Annotated in this window: 17 protein-coding genes; 4 read left to right on the top strand and 13 right to left on the bottom strand. The window is 56.1% G+C overall.

Annotation, left to right across the window (positions count from 1 at the left end):
• Positions 1–58 precede the first annotated feature (58 nt).
• Genes KUD11_RS14860 through arsJ form a run of 3 tightly spaced genes read left to right on the top strand, consistent with a single transcriptional unit; the run spans position 59 to position 3,167 of the window.
• Positions 59–907, top strand: a complete 849-nt coding sequence (locus KUD11_RS14860) for an arsenate reductase/protein-tyrosine-phosphatase family protein (protein WP_109388531.1) — start codon at positions 59–61, stop codon at positions 905–907.
• Entirely contained in the window at positions 904–1,902 is a 999-nt protein-coding gene (locus KUD11_RS14855; RefSeq protein ID WP_109388533.1) for an ArsJ-associated glyceraldehyde-3-phosphate dehydrogenase, read from the top strand. Before KUD11_RS14860 ends, KUD11_RS14855 begins: the two co-directional genes overlap by 4 nt.
• Complete coding sequence (arsJ, locus tag KUD11_RS14850) at positions 1,899–3,167, top strand: organoarsenical effux MFS transporter ArsJ (RefSeq protein WP_109388535.1); 1,269 nt, start codon at positions 1,899–1,901, stop codon at positions 3,165–3,167. The genes KUD11_RS14855 and arsJ overlap by 4 nt, the downstream gene beginning before the upstream one ends.
• Positions 3,168–3,182: 15 nt before the next feature.
• Here arsJ and KUD11_RS14845 read toward each other — a convergent pair whose 3' ends face one another.
• The 7 genes from KUD11_RS14845 to phnC all read right to left on the bottom strand — a co-directional run bounded on the left by KUD11_RS14845 (position 3,183) and on the right by phnC (position 9,323).
• Positions 3,183–4,055, bottom strand: a complete 873-nt coding sequence (locus KUD11_RS14845; RefSeq protein WP_109388537.1) for a lysophospholipid acyltransferase family protein — start codon at positions 4,053–4,055, stop codon at positions 3,183–3,185.
• A gap of 70 nt (positions 4,056–4,125) precedes the next feature.
• Positions 4,126–4,755, bottom strand: coding sequence for an LbetaH domain-containing protein (locus KUD11_RS14840; protein ID WP_109388539.1), 630 nt, complete (start codon positions 4,753–4,755; stop codon positions 4,126–4,128).
• Positions 4,752–5,249: an SDR family NAD(P)-dependent oxidoreductase gene (locus KUD11_RS14835; RefSeq protein ID WP_109388541.1), complete on the bottom strand. Its 498-nt coding sequence runs from the start codon at positions 5,247–5,249 to the stop codon at positions 4,752–4,754. Before KUD11_RS14835 ends, KUD11_RS14840 begins: the two co-directional genes overlap by 4 nt.
• Positions 5,249–6,562 carry a phosphonate ABC transporter, permease protein PhnE gene (phnE, locus tag KUD11_RS14830; protein WP_109388543.1) on the bottom strand — a complete coding sequence of 438 codons (1,314 nt, stop codon included), beginning with the start codon at positions 6,560–6,562 and terminating at the stop codon, positions 5,249–5,251. The genes KUD11_RS14835 and phnE (KUD11_RS14830) overlap by 1 nt, the downstream gene beginning before the upstream one ends.
• Positions 6,559–7,434 (bottom strand): phosphonate ABC transporter, permease protein PhnE, encoded by an 876-nt coding sequence (gene phnE / locus KUD11_RS14825; protein WP_109388545.1) that lies wholly within the window; start codon positions 7,432–7,434, stop codon positions 6,559–6,561. Before phnE (KUD11_RS14825) ends, phnE (KUD11_RS14830) begins: the two co-directional genes overlap by 4 nt.
• Before the next feature lie 66 nt (positions 7,435–7,500).
• Entirely contained in the window at positions 7,501–8,412 is a 912-nt protein-coding gene (gene phnD, locus KUD11_RS14820) for a phosphonate ABC transporter substrate-binding protein (RefSeq protein WP_109388547.1), read from the bottom strand.
• Positions 8,413–8,507: 95 nt separating this feature from the next.
• A complete protein-coding gene (gene phnC / locus KUD11_RS14815) occupies positions 8,508–9,323 on the bottom strand; it encodes a phosphonate ABC transporter ATP-binding protein (RefSeq protein ID WP_109388573.1) in 816 nt (271 codons plus the stop codon).
• Between the two features lie 220 nt (positions 9,324–9,543).
• Here phnC and KUD11_RS14810 point away from each other — a divergent pair, with 220 nt between their 5' ends.
• Positions 9,544–9,837 carry a hypothetical protein gene (locus KUD11_RS14810; RefSeq protein WP_109388549.1) on the top strand — a complete coding sequence of 98 codons (294 nt, stop codon included), beginning with the start codon at positions 9,544–9,546 and terminating at the stop codon, positions 9,835–9,837.
• Positions 9,838–9,937: 100 nt separating this feature from the next.
• On the opposite strand, the gene KUD11_RS14805 is transcribed toward KUD11_RS14810, so the two are convergent.
• The 6 genes from KUD11_RS14805 to KUD11_RS14780 all read right to left on the bottom strand — a co-directional run bounded on the left by KUD11_RS14805 (position 9,938) and on the right by KUD11_RS14780 (position 15,476).
• Positions 9,938–10,144: a metallophosphoesterase gene (locus KUD11_RS14805; RefSeq protein ID WP_224380317.1), complete on the bottom strand. Its 207-nt coding sequence runs from the start codon at positions 10,142–10,144 to the stop codon at positions 9,938–9,940.
• Complete coding sequence (locus KUD11_RS14800; RefSeq protein ID WP_109388551.1) at positions 10,141–10,968, bottom strand: metallophosphoesterase; 828 nt, start codon at positions 10,966–10,968, stop codon at positions 10,141–10,143. The genes KUD11_RS14805 and KUD11_RS14800 overlap by 4 nt, the downstream gene beginning before the upstream one ends.
• Positions 10,969–11,044: 76 nt before the next feature.
• Positions 11,045–12,292, bottom strand: coding sequence for an ABC transporter substrate-binding protein (locus KUD11_RS14795; protein ID WP_109388553.1), 1,248 nt, complete (start codon positions 12,290–12,292; stop codon positions 11,045–11,047).
• 100 nt (positions 12,293–12,392) lie between these two features.
• Entirely contained in the window at positions 12,393–13,355 is a 963-nt protein-coding gene (locus KUD11_RS14790; RefSeq protein ID WP_109388555.1) for a carbohydrate ABC transporter permease, read from the bottom strand.
• On the bottom strand, positions 13,352–14,320 hold the full coding sequence (locus tag KUD11_RS14785) for a carbohydrate ABC transporter permease (RefSeq protein WP_109388557.1): 969 nt from the start codon (positions 14,318–14,320) through the stop codon (positions 13,352–13,354). The genes KUD11_RS14790 and KUD11_RS14785 overlap by 4 nt, the downstream gene beginning before the upstream one ends.
• A gap of 1 nt (position 14,321) precedes the next feature.
• Positions 14,322–15,476, bottom strand: coding sequence for an ABC transporter ATP-binding protein (locus tag KUD11_RS14780; protein WP_109388559.1), 1,155 nt, complete (start codon positions 15,474–15,476; stop codon positions 14,322–14,324).
• Positions 15,477–15,678 lie beyond the last annotated feature (202 nt).

The following is a 15,678-nucleotide window of genomic DNA, read 5'->3' as shown; positions in this document are numbered from 1 at the left end:
GTGGCGGGTTACAAAATCTTCACTTCCAAGGCGCCCATTGTTCATATATTCGTGAATTATGGAAATACTGATTCCCAACCGCCTTTCGACACTTGGCCATCCCCAACGGCTGGCGCTGTTCCAACTGCTGATGCGACGCTATCCTGATCGCGTCCCGGCGACAGAGCTGGCGCAAGCGCTTGGGCTAAAGCCAAATACGCTGTCGACCTATGTGAACGCGCTGATGCACGCCGGTTTGATCAGCCAAGAGCGTATTGGCACGTCCTTGCGCTATTCAATCGACATGGATGCCACTCGCGAGACTGTTGATTACCTCTTGCACGATTGTTGCAGAGGCAGGCCAGAGATTTGCACTCCAAATGCCTATTCCATCATCAATGGGGACAGTCCAATGGCCGACCGAAAATACAACGTCTTGTTCATCTGCACCGGCAATTCTGCTCGGTCCATCTTTGCTGAGTCCATCCTGCGCGACCTCGCCGGTGACCGCTTCGTTGTCTATTCGGCAGGCACCAAGTCGCGCTCGGAACTGAATCCCTTTGCGGTCGAGGTGCTGGAACAGAAAGGGCATGATGTCTCTGCCCTTCGTTCCAAGAACATCTCCGAGTTCCAAGGGGCGGACGCCCCAGAATTCGATTTCGTCTTTACTGTCTGCAATCAGGCGGCCAATGAAGAATGCCCCTCGTGGCACAATCAACCCGTAAGCGCGCATTGGGGGCTGCCGGACCCGGTGAAGGTTGAGGGCTCTGACGCAGAAAAGAGTCTCGCCTTTCACCAGACCTATGGCGCGCTGCGCAATCGCATGACCGCTTTTACGGCTTTGCCCCTTGTCTCTTTGGACCGGTTGTCCTTGCACAAAGCTGTCGACGAGATCGGCCAATCTACTGACAAAGGATCAAAGATATGACTGTTTATGCTCTCAACGGCCTTGGCCGCATTGGGAAACTTGCCCTGAAACCTTTGCTGGAGCAGGGGGTGAAGATCGCATGGATCAACGATGCCGTGGGCGATCCGCGGATGCACGCGCATCTGTTGGAGTTCGACACGGTCCATGGCCGTTGGAAGGCCGATTTTGCACATGACGACGACAGCGTTTCCATTAATGGCACGCGCCTTCCGTTTATCGGCGCCCGCGACATCGCGGACCTGCCGCTGGACGGCGTTGATGTGGTGATCGACTGCACCGGGGCCTTCAAGACCGAGGCGAAGATCTCCCCCTATTTCGAGGCAGGCGTGAAGAAGGTGATTGTATCTGCCCCAGTCAAGGACGGGGGGGGCGCCAATATCGTTTATGGTGTCAACCACGACATCTATGAACCGGACCGGCACCACATCGTGACCGCGGCCAGTTGCACCACCAATTGTCTGGCGCCCGTGGTCAAGGTGATCCACGAAACCTTGCGGATCAAACATGGCTCCATCACCACGATCCATAACGTTACCAACACACAGACCATTGTGGACCGTCCGGCGAAAGACCTGCGCCGTGCGCGCTCTGCCCTGAATTCCCTCATCCCGACGACCACTGGCAGCGCGACCGCCATCACGCTTATCTATCCTGAGCTGACAGGTCGCCTGAACGGTCACGCGGTCCGCGTGCCACTGCTCAATGCGTCGCTGACCGATTGCGTGTTCGAGGTCGAGCGGGAGACCACCGCAGAAGAGGTCAATGCGCTTTTTAAGGCTGCCTCCGAAGGGCCGCTTAAGGACATTCTTGGCTATGAAGAGCGCCCGCTTGTCTCTACCGACTACACCAATGACGAACGCTCGAGCATTGTTGATGCGCCTTCAACCATGGTGATCAATGGCACTCAGGTGAAGGTCTACGCGTGGTATGACAACGAGATGGGGTATGCGCACCGGTTGGTGGATGTGGCCTTGATGGTCGGGGGCAGTCTGTGACGGACACCTCCGCGCGGCCCGAGGGGCTGTCAGCCTATATCGCGGTCACCGCCGCCTACTGGGCTTTCATGCTGACCGATGGTGCCTTGCGCATGCTGGTGCTTTTGCACTTCCATACACTGGGATTTTCGCCAGTCCAACTGGCCTATCTGTTTGTGCTCTACGAGATTGCGGGCGTCGTCACCAACCTGTGCGCAGGATGGATTGCCGCCCGGTTTGGCCTGGCATCGACACTTTATGCAGGGCTTGGGTTGCAGGTGCTGGCGCTGCTGGCGCTGGCCCAGCTTGATCCGTCCTGGGCGGTCGGCGCGTCGGTGGTCTTTGTCATGCTGGTGCAGGCTGCAAGCGGCGTGGCCAAGGACCTCGCCAAGATGTCATCCAAATCAGCCGTCAAATTGCTGGCGCCGTCACAGGATGGAGCGCTCTTTCGCTGGGTGGCTCTGTTGACGGGGTCCAAGAATATGGTGAAGGGCGCGGGGTTTCTGCTGGGTGCTGTTTTGCTGGCGACACTTGGATTTGTCTTGGCGGTTTTGGGCATGGCTGCGATCCTTGCCGCAATTCTGCTAGCCGTTTTGATTGCTATGCCGCCGGGGCTACCGAAGGGACGCAAGGGTACGAAATTCTCAGAGGTGTTTTCCAAGTCGGCTAACGTGAACTGGCTTAGCGCGGCACGGGTGTTCTTGTTCGGGGCGCGGGACGTCTGGTTCGTTGTAGGCATTCCTATCTATTTTTACGCTGTGCTGTCGGATGGCACAACCGAAGGCAACCGCGCCGCATTCTTCATGATCGGGACATTCATGGCCGTTTGGGTCATTCTCTATGGTCTTGTTCAGGCCAACGCGCCACGCATCCTGCGGGCAAGCCAGCGGTCCGAGGCGGACCTGATTGGCGCGGCGCGGACCTGGGGCTGGGGCCTCGCTGCCGTTCCGGTGATGCTGACACTCGCGGCAGTCACCGCGACAGAGGCGCACATGTGGCTCACCCTCACGCTTGTCGCCGGCTTGCTGATCTTCGGTGCGGTCTTCGCTGTGAACTCATCACTACATTCCTACCTGATCCTGTCCTTTACGAAGGCAGAAAGGGTCACGATGGATGTGGGCTTTTACTACATGGCCAATGCGGGCGGGCGGTTGGCCGGAACCTTGCTGTCGGGCCTGACGTATCAGGCAGGTGGTCTGGCGCTGATGTTGGGAACTGCGGCAGGGATGGTTGCCGTGTCGGCGATCACGGTGGGTTTCCTGAAGTCGGATAATGGTTTGAAATGATGGGGTTGCGGCCCTTCAGGCCTTGTATCGTTCTTCAAACTCGAACCCGTAGGTCGAATGGGCAATCTTCTTTGGTGAAAGCCCGTATGTCTCGTTTCTGAGAAAGTCCATCATGCCCTGTGCATCATCGGAGAGTGCGGCAATCGTTGCAGGCGAGATCGGCGTGCCGATTGCGATCTTTACAGGTTTGTCGGCCCGGCGACGAAATTCTTTTAACAAGAGCGCCACGCGCAGATTATAGTGGATATGGCTGGCTAACTGAAACAATCGCGAGTTCTGACCGTCAAAGAAAACCGGAACCACGGTCGCATTTGATTTGGTAATCATACGCGCCGTAAAGCGGCGCCAGCCGGGATCAAATGGCCGCTGAAAAGGAGTTGCCGCTGTCGAAACGGTTCCACCGGGAAAGACGCCAATCGCGCCGCTAGCCTTGAGAAAATCCAAAGCCTTGGCGCGCGTATCCAAGTTCAGCATCATCGCATCTTTACTGTTGTCAAAGCTTACGGGCAGAACAACCCGATTGAGATCGGGCGCGCCCTGAAAAACGCTGTTTGCCAGAATGCGGAAATCACCCCGACGCGTGGACAGCAGGTATCCCATGATAAGCCCGTCAAGGATACCGAAGGGGTGATTAGCAACGACAACCAAGGGACCGTCCGCAGGAATGTCCGAGATAGACCCCGAAACCACATCAAGGCTCAATCCATAGCGGCTGACCATGACGTCCCAGAAACTTCGACCCTGCGCAATTTCGACATCATAGTCTCGCGCCCGTTGGACCAAATGAAGCCGCCCGGTTGCGTTCTCGATCAACTTGATCACTGCTTGACCCGATCGTGATTGTGCGGAGCTGGAATAGGAAACCTGAGAATGGTCGCGTCTATACATCTATTTTGGCCTTGGTAATCGCGCTACCGTATTTTAACGGCGTACCACTACGACTTTGTGACATCTGGAGTCAGATCGTGCCCTCGTAGCGCTCTAGAAATTCCTCGGCGCCGAGGTTGCGAAAATCATCAAGAGCGCCGCGCAAGCGGTCGTGTGGCCAATCCCACCATGCCAGCGCCATAAGCCTGTCAGCAATCTTTGGTTCAAAACGGAAACGCAGTGGGGTAGCCGGAATACCTGCCACGATCATGTAAGGGGGCACGTCTTTTGTCACAATTGCGCCGCCAGCGATAACGGCTCCATGGCCGATGGTCACTTCGGGCCGGACCTGTGCACCGTGACCAAGCCATGTATCATGACCAATCACCGTGCGACGGCTGCGCCTGTGGGCAAACCAAGCGTCATCATGCTCCGTATCTTCAAAATAGTCGGCCGAGCGATACTGAAAGTGATGCAGGCTCGCTCTTTCCATCGGGTGGTCCGTGGCCCCGATCCGCACAAAGGCTGCAATGTTCGAGAACTTGCCCACACAAGTATTGGCAATGTCAGCAAATCGGTCGCAGTATGAATAGTCATCCATATTGGAATGCGCCAAGCGGCTGCCCCGTCCGATTTCCACGTATTTTCCGAATGTCGCATCTGTGATCTCGCAATCGGGATGAAGAAAAGGGACATCCGGTTTTAATCTGGTCTCAGTCAAAACGCACGCTCCTCGCCAGTCCAGCGAAAGAGCTTGCCTGTGAGTTCAAGCGTGACGCGCTCTGCCAGACTGATAATTCCTGTGGCGACTTCTTTTGGGTCAAGCTCGGCCTCTGTGCGCCCCATATCTGTCCGAACCCAACAAGGATCGACACGCACGGCTGCAATGCCATCTCTAGAGGGATCTGTGGCCAATCCTTGCACAACCTTATTTACCGCAGCCTTGGAGGCGCGGTAGGCAATGCGATCCGATTTGGCATAGCCCATATATGATATCTGACTTGAGACAGTTAGGGTACGGGGCCTGCTGCTACGGCGCAAATGATCCAGACAGGCCGTGCTGACGGCCAGAGCACCCGCGACATTGGCCGCAAATGTATAGGCCATTGCAGTCCAATCCATATCGGTTGTGGGGCTGTCCGGTCCAATACTACCTGCATTATTGATGGCAATATCAATTGGATGGTTGCTTCCGGTGATCAAGATGCGCGCCATCAGTCCTTACGCCCGATCAGCTTGGCGCGCAGCCAGCCTGAGAACCAGTCCATGAACATCACCATGGCGATGATCAGGACGATATAATAAGCGACTTCCTCCCAGTCTTTCTGGGTCTGGATTGCTTGGGTCAGCATAAGGCCGATGCCACCGCCCGTGATCGCGCCGATGATGGTGGCAGAGCGGGTGTTGGATTCAAGGAAGTAAAGGATTTGGGCCAGAAGCACCGGCACAATCTGCGGTATGACGCCAAAGCGGTAGCGTTGCAGCGGCTTGGCTCCGGTCGAGGCGACGCCCTCAATTTGCTTTTGATCCACGTTTTCCAATGCCTCTGAGAAGATCTTGCCGAAAGTGCCGGTATCCGTGATCAGGATTGCCAATGTGCCAGTAAGCGGGCCAGGGCCAAAGGCACGGGCGAGCACTACCGTCCAGATCAGCGCATCGACACCGCGTACGAAATCAAACAGACGGCGGGTGGTAGCGCGCACGAGCATGAACGGCGAGAACCGTTTTGCTGCGAGAAAGCCCAGCGGCAGGGCGATGATCGCCGCCCCCATGGTGCCGAGGAAGGCCATCAGGATTGTCTCGCCAATGGCCCAAGCCACGTCCTTATGCCGCCACATGGCGTTGTTCCACCAGTCGGATATCGCGCCAGTGAAATTGCCGCGCTCAGGGTCGATCTGGTCCCCAAACAGGATCGTGGCCAAGGACTGTCCGTAGTAGGGGCTGTCGAGCGTAAACCAGAATAGCTCCCATCCGGGAAAATAATTGAAAACCTCTGTCCGCGCGCCCGTCAAGGTAATGCGGCCTTCGGGCGTGGTGATGCCCACGCGGCGGTCCGAGGCGGAAATCCAATCGGGCAGATCATTAGGCAGGTTGGTCGTGACGGTGCGCCCCTCGGCCTGTGCCGCAATCATTTGGAAGCCTGGAATTTCAATCTCGGTCCGGCTGTCTGGCAGATAGCGGACGACATGCCTGTCTCCCAGATCAACAACAACGATATCGTCGCCGCTGACCCAATCAGGGCGCTGGCCGTCGGGGTAGCGGCCCTTGCGCTCCCCTTCGACGGCATAAGTGATCTCTCCCGATCGATTATCCCGAGTGACATGGACCTTATGAGACCAACTGTCCGAAGCCAGAGTTACCGCGTTTTCCATATTGGCGCGTCCGGCAAGGCCAGGCAGGTCAAACGCGAAGAAGATATAGACGAAATAAACTGCGATGACCGAAGGGATGCCAAAGCCAATCAAGCGCTTGCGCTGGAAGAGCTTTTCAGCCTCAAACTTGGTTGTACCCAGATCAATAGCGGTCATTGGCCTTGTCCCTCAGTCAAACGATTGCGGTAGCGGCTTGAGACTTGATCGAACAATACGATCGTGCCGAACAGGAGGATGAAAATCGCGGCAGCTTCATCAAAGCGGCCCGGACCCCAGGCCATTGCGTTTCGCAGCTCATAGCCAAGGCCACCCGCGCCGACAAAACCTAGGATTGCAGAGGCACGGATGTTGATCTCGAAGCGCAGCAGCGTGTAGCTGACATAGTTGGGGGCGACCTGAGGCAACACACCCAGAAGCATCCGCTGCGACCATGTGGCACCCGTGGAGGCAAGCCCTTCGACAGCTTTCAAGTCGGTGTTCTCAGACACTTCGGAAAACATCTTGGCCAGTGCACCAGCCGTGTGGATGGCAATTGCGATCATTGCGGGAACGGGCCCACCACCGAGCACAAAAATCAGGACGAGAGCGATGACGATCTCGGGCACGGCGCGCATGATATCCGAGATGCGACGGAAAAGCGGGATCAGTCTTGGCCATTTGGCAAGGCCCCGCGTGCCCAGAAGCGACAGGAACAACCCGCCAATAGCCCCGATGAGGGTCGAGACAGCCGCGATGTTTACGGTTTCCAGCAATGCCGGAAAATATTTTGCGATCAAGCCGGGTAGATCGGCGCGCTTTTCCCACGCTTCAGACAAAACATCTGCTGGGTAGTCGCCGATCTGATGTAGTCCATCCCAAAAACCGCCAGCGTTGCGGTCATCCGCAACATTGAACCCGGACACCATCATAACGATGAAAATCAGGAGAGTGAGGCCGCCATAAAGCCTACGGCGCTGTACCTGCGCGGTATAAGCAGATTGTATGCTTTCAACTGTTTGTACCGTACCGCGAAGTGAAATATCTGCCATCCTGACCCCCGGACAAAGAAATACCGGCAGCGCCAAAGCGCTACCGGATGTGTCATAAAAATTGTTTTAGTTCCCAATGACAGACTGACGGGCTGCCACGATGTTTTCGTACATCGCGTGCGTGACGGGCTGGAATCCCAGCGTGTCGCCCGCAGCGACGCCGTAGGCGCACTCAGGGTCTGCTTCGTAAAGGCCATCAACCAGCGCAACCATTGTGGCTTTGACATCATCGGGCAGTGCTTGGCGCAGCACGACAGGGCCCTCGGGGATAACGTTGGATTTCCAGATCTGGACCATGTCGTTCATGTCGACGAGACCTGCATCAACCGCTTTGCGCAGCGCGCCGGAATTATAGCCGTCTTCCCAATTGCCCTGACCATCGGCCCATGTCACGCCGCCATCGATATCGCCGTTGTTCACTGCGACGATGGTCTGCTCATGACCGCCTGTGAATTTGACTTCACCGAAGTATGCGCCGGATTCCATGGTGATGCCGTCCTTGTACTGCGGAATCTCGATGGAAGGAATAAGATAGCCAGATGTCGAGTTTGGATCACCAAAACCAAACACCTTGCCTTCCATGTCATCGAGAGATGTGACGCCACTATCGATGCGGGCAAAGCCGATCGAATGGTAGCCGACCGAGCCATCAATGTTGACCTTGATCAAAACAGGCTCAACAGCCTCCGGATCTTGCAGGAATGTTGCTGCGTAGGCTGATGCGCCAAGCCATGCCATGTCGATGGTGCCACCCAGAAGGCCCTGAATGACGCCATTATAGTCGGCAGGGGCGAAAAGCTTGGTTTCAACGCCGAGCGCTTCGGTCGTGAAATCCGCCAGACACTGGTAGCTGTTCATCCGGTCTTGGGCATTTTCGCCGCCCAGAATCCCGATGCGGAATTCGGTGATGTCTTGGGCAAGAGCGCCCGTGCTGAGGGCTGTGGAGGCGGCAAGCGCCAGTACGAGAGTCTTTTTCATTGTTATCTCCGTGGTTTGTTGCCCTACTGATTTGTAGCTATTTGAGGGCGGGTTGAGTAAGGTGACCTGCAGAAGGTACGCAGGCTGCAACTGGCTCAGGCGTATACTGTCGCTTCGAGGATCTCTGGCCTGTCCAGTGTTTCGATTTCGGTGGACGTGGCGGCTTCGGAAAAATCCGCACCGGCCCCGTAGATGTCACGTGCAACTCCGGTGGTCAGCTGCTCTGGCGTGCCATCAAAAACGATCCGCCCGTCGCGCATCCCGATCACCCGGTCGCAATAGCGCCGCGCGGTATCAAGCGTATGGAGGTTTGCGATGACCATGCGCCCGTCTTCTTCGTGAATGCGGCGCAGGGCTTGCATGACCACTTGCGCATTCATCGGATCAAGGCTGGCGATAGGTTCATCGGCAAGGATGATTTTCGGATCTTGCATCAAGGCGCGCGCAATCGCCACACGCTGCTGTTGCCCACCCGAGAGGGCCTCTGCCCGTTTTGGGGCCTGTTCGGCAATACCGAGCCGATCAAGGATTTCAATGGCCCGGTGAATATCAGACTGCGGGTAAAGATTGAACATTGTCGCAAAGGTCGACCGCTTGTTCAGGGTGCCGTGCAGCACGTTTGATACGACATCCATGCGGGGCACGAGGTTGAATTGCTGGAAAATCATGGCGCACCGCGATTGCCAATTGCGCCGCGCAGCTCCCCGCAGCCCAGTAATCTCTTCACCCTCAAAGGTAATCGTGCCCTCGGACACATCGCTCAGACAATTCACCATCCGCAAAAGCGTGGACTTGCCCGCGCCAGAACGGCCAATGATCCCAACCATTGACGGTTTTTCCACCAAGATGTTTGCAGCATCTACAGCTGTTTTATCCCCGAACCGCTTGGTCAGCTTATCAATCTTCAGCATATCGCCCCCATGTTTGGGGAGGGCGTAAACGGCGGACACTACGGTTTGATGACGGTTTTGAGTCAGTCTCTTTACATAAAGGTAAAAGAAAAATGACAGATCTAAGGGGGTAAAGTGCAAGCTTTTGCAATGATTGGCACATATCGCCCTGGCGCCACAGTTATCCACAAGGCATCATAAATTTGTTACATTTTGAAAATCAGACGATTAGGATTCTCATATGGTTCTTCGTTATGCACTAACTTTGTCTATCTGCTTCTCGATTCCTGCACTTGCGGACGCGCAAATGACGGATGTTAGTTGTGATGACAGCACGCGCATGGCGCATATGCTAACGAATGCTCTGGGTGCAGAGCGTCAGGGGAGAGGCCTGCGGGACCCTGAAACTCTGCTTGAAATCTGGGTCAGCCAAAGAAACGGTGACTGGATCATCGTACAGAATTACACAAACGGAACATCGTGCATTGTCGCCATGGGCGAACATTGGGAAGGCGAAATGCCCGGACCAGCCTAACTGCTGCCTTCCTCAAGTCGATCCATCGCTTGGGCAGGCCTTGGTGATAAAGCTTCCATGCGCGCATAGGTATCTGCGTTCAATGTGATGTTGCTCGCCTCTAAAGATCGCAGATTTCCGGTGAGAACCGGGCATAGGCCGCAGGATCACCCCAATGGGTCATGTCACCAGTCAGGACGACGAACGCCGCATCGCCGTGTTCCGCGTTGATCGACTGGACTGCGGCACGCAAACGCGCGGCCGGGTCCTTTCCGTAGAGATCGCCTGAGCCGATAACATGGGTGTCTGTAAGGTGGATAAATTTCATTCTACCACAAGGGGCTTGGCCCATTCTTCCCAGTCGGTGCCAGCCGTAAATACGGGACCATCCCAAGCGAAAGGAATGTCGTGAATCAAGGTGCCTGTCGCATCGGCGAGGATCACGGAATAGGACGGTGCCATTGGTGCGCTCTGTAACAGGTCCCTTTCACTAAAGTCTGGCAGGGACTGATTTACAGTTGACCGGACAGACGCAAATGGGATGTCGCAATAGGTGCCGTGAACCGGGGTGTGTACATGACCGAAATGGACGTAGTCGATACGGTCGCGATACTGGTCAAGCAGGTCGGCCAACGGTGTGCGATCCCGGGGAACAAGCGCGATTTTGTCGGTCGCGGGCAAGGCGATGGGCATGATGTTGTGGTGCACGAACAGGCGTGTGCGGTCGTGGCTTTCAAGTTCCGCCGCCAGCCAGTCGCGGCGGACAGCGCAAAAATGGCCGGCATGGGTACGCGGTGCGGTCGTATCCAGATAGATCAGGCGGATGGTGTCTACCGTCTCGGCGTAATTGATGAAGCCGTGCGCGTCTTTCGGATGATCCGGGAACGCGGACAGAAACGCCGCACGATCGTCGTGGTTGCCGATCAGCAATCGCACCGGGCACGGCAGGTCCGTCAAGACATCCCGCAGAGCTGCATACGCGCCAGGCTCCCCCCAATGGGTCAGATCGCCGGTGATAATGATCCGCGTCGCGTCACTGTGGTGTGCAAGCACATGCGCCAGAGCCTGCGCAAAACGTTGGTGGGGGTCTACTCCGCCCATCCGTTCGCCCGGCAGGGTCAGATGAAGGTCAGAGATATGAACAAGTTTCATGTACAGTCTTTCATCCAGAAATATCTGGCATTGAGCAGGGTCTGGCCGCCCCGCTTGGGGGCGACCAGCACGCGGCTTAGCCGTTGGGCAGCAGGTCGGCGACTTCTTCGACCATCTCCTGCTGAAGCTCTTTCATGTCGGTGGCGTCGCCCGTGACAATCCGCTCAATCGAGTCGTAAATCACCTGCGTGATGGCCAAACCGTTGTCACCGGGATAGGCCAGCCAGTCGCGCAGCAACGGAAGCTGATCAACTGCGGTTTGCTTGTTGGGGTTTTGCTCATAGAAATCTGCGAGGATGATCTCGTTTGCAGCTCTGTTCGGTGGCATGTAGCCGGTGGTCTTGGCCACCTCGGCAGCGCCATCACCGGAGGTGATGTATTTAAGGAAAGTCCAAGCCGCCTCGCGCACGGCAGGGTCATCTGACGTCGACGTCAGCATGGCCGCATTGCCGCCCGCAGGCAGACCCATCGGCTTGCCGCCCATGCCGGGGAAAGGACCGGTGACCAACTCAAAGTCACCTTGCGACCGTTCAACAGCGCCCAGTGCCGAGGTAGACCAGAACATCATTCCGATATCACCAGCGGAAAAGGACGATAGGGCTGCTTTCCATTCAAGGTTCTGCATATCGCATTTAGTGAAGATTTCCTGCATTTGCTCAAGTGCTGCCAGCGTTTCCGGGCTGTCGAGGGTGACGGTGCCGTTCTCGACGATCGCGCTGTCCTGAGACCACAAGAGCGCCTGCACAAACCAATTGCCGGTGATGTTCCAACCCCAGAAGATCGGGTTGTCGATGCCATTGGCCTTCATCGTCTCGCAAGCCGCGATCACGTCATCCCATGTTTGGGGCAACTCTTCGATGCCGCCCGCGCGCAGGATGTCCATGTTGTAATAGCCAACCGGCAGCGAGATCGAGAACGGCAGGCCATAGACTTCATCGTTGAAGGTCGACAGCGACAGCATAGCCTGATGATAACCGTCTTTCTCGAAATCAGCTTCCTGCGCGATGAAGGGCTCAAGCGACTGGGCGATGTTTTTCTCAATCAGCGGCTGCTGGCGGTTGAGACCCTGCATGGTGACGTCGGGCAGGTTACCCGCGACCGCTTCGCGCAAAATGGTATTGGTGCCATCCTCATAGGATTCGTAGGTGGCACGGAACTTCACTTCAATATTGGGATGTGCGGCGTTGAAGGCGGGCATCATTGCCTCATAGGTCACGTCAAAGAGATGGCTATAGGGATAGGCGAACTCGATGGTTACCTTGTCTTGGGCATAAACGGCGCTGGCAGACAGCGCCAAAACCATTGCAGTGGTGGTCAGTTTCATTAAATCTACTCCAGTTGTCGGGGCTGACGGTTTGGCGATTGGCAGACCCCGGTGATTGTCCCCTTGTGGGGCGTATGAGTAGGATGGGTTTTGACCCATCCTACTTCATTCCAGAAAGCGTAATCCCTTCGATAAAGCGGCGCTGCGCGATCAGAAACGCAACGATCAAAGGTGTGACGATGACGGTGGCGGTGGCCATCATCGGCCCAAAAAAAGACCCGTCGCCATCGCCCTTGAATTCGCGCAAACCAAGCGGTGGCGTGAAAAGATCCCGGTTTCCGGTCACGACTATGCGGGGCCAGAAATAGTCGTTCCAATGCGCCACGATGCTGAAGATCGCAAAGGCCAACAGCGCCGGGATCGCCGTCGGCAACATGACGCGCCACACAATGGAAAACTCGGTCATTCCGTCCATGCGTGCCGCGTCGATCAGATCATCCGGTACTGTCATGAAGAACTGGCGCATCAAGAAGATGCCAAAGACAGAGATTGTCCAGGGCACGATCAGCGCGGCATAGGTGTTGGTCAGCCCCAGTTTGGCAAGCATAATGTACAGTGGCAACGCTATGGCATGGACAGGGATCAAAAGGCAGAACAAGACCAGTCCGAACACGGCTTCGCGGCCCCAGAACCTGAGCTTGGCCAATGCATAAGCCGCCGGCAGGGCGACGACGATCTGGATCACGAAGATGGAGACGGTCACGATCACGCCGTTCAGCAGATAGCGGATCAAAGGCGCTTCGGTGAACGCTTTCGAGTAGTTGAAAACGACGGGACGCATGGAACACTCAGCCTCGGTCTCGGCCAGCAGGGCGGCTTGAACGTCCCCGTCATCCTGTCCGGGAAAGCGTGTGCGTGCGGCTTGGATATCGGCACGGTCCGGCTGTTGCAATGCTACACAACGCGGGTCGACCATCATCTCCTGACGGCCAAAAAATCCACCCTCACCACGGTCGATCTCGCCCGGGCTTTTGAGTGAATAGCTCACCATCATGTAGAACGGTGCCAGCACGATGATCGCGCCAAGGATCAGCAGCAAGTGTTTCCACCATGTCCGTGTCATCCGTAGTGCACCTTGCGTTCGACCAGCCAGCGCTGGATCAGGGTCAGGATCATCACAAAGATCAAAAACAGCATGGTGATCGCCGACCCGATCCCTATCAGGTTCTGTTGAACGCCTTTCTCAAAGATCGCGAACATCATGACGTAGGCGGATTTGTTCGGCCCACCGCCTTGCGGCCAGAATGCCTCGATGGTGTCAAAGACCTGAAAGGCGCGGATGCAGGAAATGGTCACAACGAAAACGGTGGTCGGACCAAGGGCTGGCCATGTCACCAGCCAGAACCGCGCCCATGCGGATCTTGCACCATCCATCTCAGCGGCATGGTAGAGTTCGCGCTGCACCGACGTAAGCCCGGCAAGATACAGGACCATGTTAAAGCCAAAGCCCTGCCAGATACCGATGAAACACACGACCCAGATGGCGTAGTCCTTGTCGCCTAACCAAAGCGGGAACCTGTCAGCACATCCATTGGCAAAGAAAGGGATCACCTCAAACCAGCTGCCGCAGGCCATCTCAAGCGTGCGGTTCACCATGCCGATGGAGGGGTGCAGCATGAATTCCCATGCAATTGCCATGGCCAAAAGCGTTGCCATCACGGGCAGGAAATAGATCGTCTTATAGATGTCTCCCACCCGGCCTAGTGAATGCACTAACATCGCGGCACCTAACCCCAGGCCCAATGAGATCGGCACAACCGTCACGACATAAGTCAAGGTCGCCACGAACATCTTTGCATAGGTGGCGCGGGTAAGAAGCCGCTCGTAGTTTTCTGTTCCAACCCAGTCAAAACCGGTGTTGCCCAGCGAATAGTTGGTAAAGGACAACACGCCTGCCACGCAAATGGGCACTAGCAGGATAAGAAACATCAAAGCCAGGGCAGGGGCGGTGAGCGTCCAAGCAGTGCGCGCTTGGCTTTGCACGCCCTGGGACACTGGCTCCGATGCATTCGCATCAAGAACAGCCATCTCAAGCAACCTGGCTAATCATATGTGCCGATGCCTCGACTTTTCGCAAACGCTTGCCATCCGAACCAAAGACCAAAGCTGCCGCTGGATCAAAGCGCAGCCCGACCTGTGTGCCCAATCCTAACATTTGCCGTTCCACAGGAGTTGCGCGCAAGGTCACACGCACTGCATATTGGTCCAGCGCAATTTGGGCAAAAACCTCGGAGCCGAGGTTTTCAAAATGCGCAACTGAGCCAGTCAACATGGGCTCGGTCTGGGTCAAGCGCAACGCTTCCGGGCGCACCCCGATCTGTAAGATTTGCAGGCCCTCGTTAGGGATGCGCCAATCCAAGCTCCGGCCCAAAAGCTGCAACTCAGCCCCGACACGTTCCACGGGCAGGATGTTGATCTTCGGGGAACCGATGAATTCTGCGACCCTGATGTCATTGGGATCTTCATAAACAATCTCAGGGGCAGCACATTGCAGGATCTCGCCATCCATCATCACGGCAATACGATCTGACATCGTCATCGCCTCGACCTGGTCATGGGTCACATAGATGAATGTCGCCCCGAGCCTACGGTGCAATTCTGCAATTTCGGCCCTTGTTTGTACCCGTAGCTTGGCATCGAGGTTCGACAAAGGCTCATCAAGCAGGAACGCAGCCGGTTCTCGCACAAGAGCACGCCCCAAAGCCACACGCTGACGCTGCCCGCCAGAAAGTTGGCCCGGCTTACGGTCCAAAAGCATGGCAATCTCCAGCATTTCCGCAGCTTGGTGCACAGCTTGGGAAATATGCAGCCTTTGATCGCGTGTACCTGGCATAACGCGTCCCAAGAAGGGCAACCGTTGCAGTCCACTCATTTCGCGCATGCGCAACGGCACAGCAATGTTTTCCGCAACAGTCAGATGTGGGTAAAGCGCATAGGATTGGAACACCATTGACAGGTTGCGATCTGCTGCGCGAATGTCGGTGACGTCCTCGCCTCCGATTGCGACGCACCCGCTGGTCGGCGCCTCCAGACCAGCGATGATCCTAAGCAGTGTGGATTTACCACAGCCCGATGGCCCCACCAACGAGACAAATTCCCCATCAGGTACATCAAGCGTCACACCTTTCAATACGGGTGTGTCGGTAAAGCGTTTGGTAATTGATGTAATCGACAAATCAGCCATGTGATTCCCCCTTGGCACAGCCAATCCTTAGGCGGCGTTCACTTAACTTTTGTGACGTCATATTAGGGGCTGTTGACGTTCACCGTATCTGAATGATTGTTGCCGCAATCGAGATGAAGGCTTTGAAGCTCTGATCTGTCTTGCAGGGGCGCATGGCTATCCCTCTGTTTTCCTTCAGCTTGCCGAAGTAGTTCTCGATCAG

The organism is Roseovarius carneus (assembly GCF_020141465.1).
GTDB lineage: Bacteria > Pseudomonadota > Alphaproteobacteria > Rhodobacterales > Rhodobacteraceae > Roseovarius > Roseovarius carneus.
The sequence above is the reverse complement of the archived record's forward strand: the minus strand, read 5'-3'. Positions and strand labels throughout refer to the sequence as shown.

Bases quoted from the DNA above. Each gene is read 5' to 3' on its own strand.
- KUD11_RS14785 (WP_109388557.1), bottom strand. From the start codon at position 14,320: ATGGCTGTTCTTGATGCGAATGCATCGGAGCCAGTGTCCCAGGGCGTG.
- KUD11_RS14845 (WP_109388537.1), bottom strand. From the start codon at position 4,055: ATGTATAGACGCGACCATTCTCAGGTTTCCTATTCCAGCTCCGCACAA.
- KUD11_RS14790 (WP_109388555.1), bottom strand. From the start codon at position 13,355: ATGACACGGACATGGTGGAAACACTTGCTGCTGATCCTTGGCGCGATC.
- KUD11_RS14855 (WP_109388533.1), top strand. From the start codon at position 904: ATGACTGTTTATGCTCTCAACGGCCTTGGCCGCATTGGGAAACTTGCC.
- KUD11_RS14795 (WP_109388553.1), bottom strand. From the start codon at position 12,292: ATGAAACTGACCACCACTGCAATGGTTTTGGCGCTGTCTGCCAGCGCC.
- phnC (WP_109388573.1), bottom strand. From the start codon at position 9,323: ATGCTGAAGATTGATAAGCTGACCAAGCGGTTCGGGGATAAAACAGCT.
- KUD11_RS14860 (WP_109388531.1), top strand. From the start codon at position 59: ATGGAAATACTGATTCCCAACCGCCTTTCGACACTTGGCCATCCCCAA.
- KUD11_RS14800 (WP_109388551.1), bottom strand. From the start codon at position 10,968: ATGAAACTTGTTCATATCTCTGACCTTCATCTGACCCTGCCGGGCGAA.
- KUD11_RS14780 (WP_109388559.1), bottom strand. From the start codon at position 15,476: ATGGCTGATTTGTCGATTACATCAATTACCAAACGCTTTACCGACACA.
- phnE (WP_109388545.1), bottom strand. From the start codon at position 7,434: ATGGCAGATATTTCACTTCGCGGTACGGTACAAACAGTTGAAAGCATA.
- KUD11_RS14835 (WP_109388541.1), bottom strand. From the start codon at position 5,249: ATGGCGCGCATCTTGATCACCGGAAGCAACCATCCAATTGATATTGCC.
- phnE (WP_109388543.1), bottom strand. From the start codon at position 6,562: ATGACCGCTATTGATCTGGGTACAACCAAGTTTGAGGCTGAAAAGCTC.
- phnD (WP_109388547.1), bottom strand. From the start codon at position 8,412: ATGAAAAAGACTCTCGTACTGGCGCTTGCCGCCTCCACAGCCCTCAGC.
- KUD11_RS14805 (WP_224380317.1), bottom strand. From the start codon at position 10,144: ATGAAATTTATCCACCTTACAGACACCCATGTTATCGGCTCAGGCGAT.
- KUD11_RS14810 (WP_109388549.1), top strand. From the start codon at position 9,544: ATGGTTCTTCGTTATGCACTAACTTTGTCTATCTGCTTCTCGATTCCT.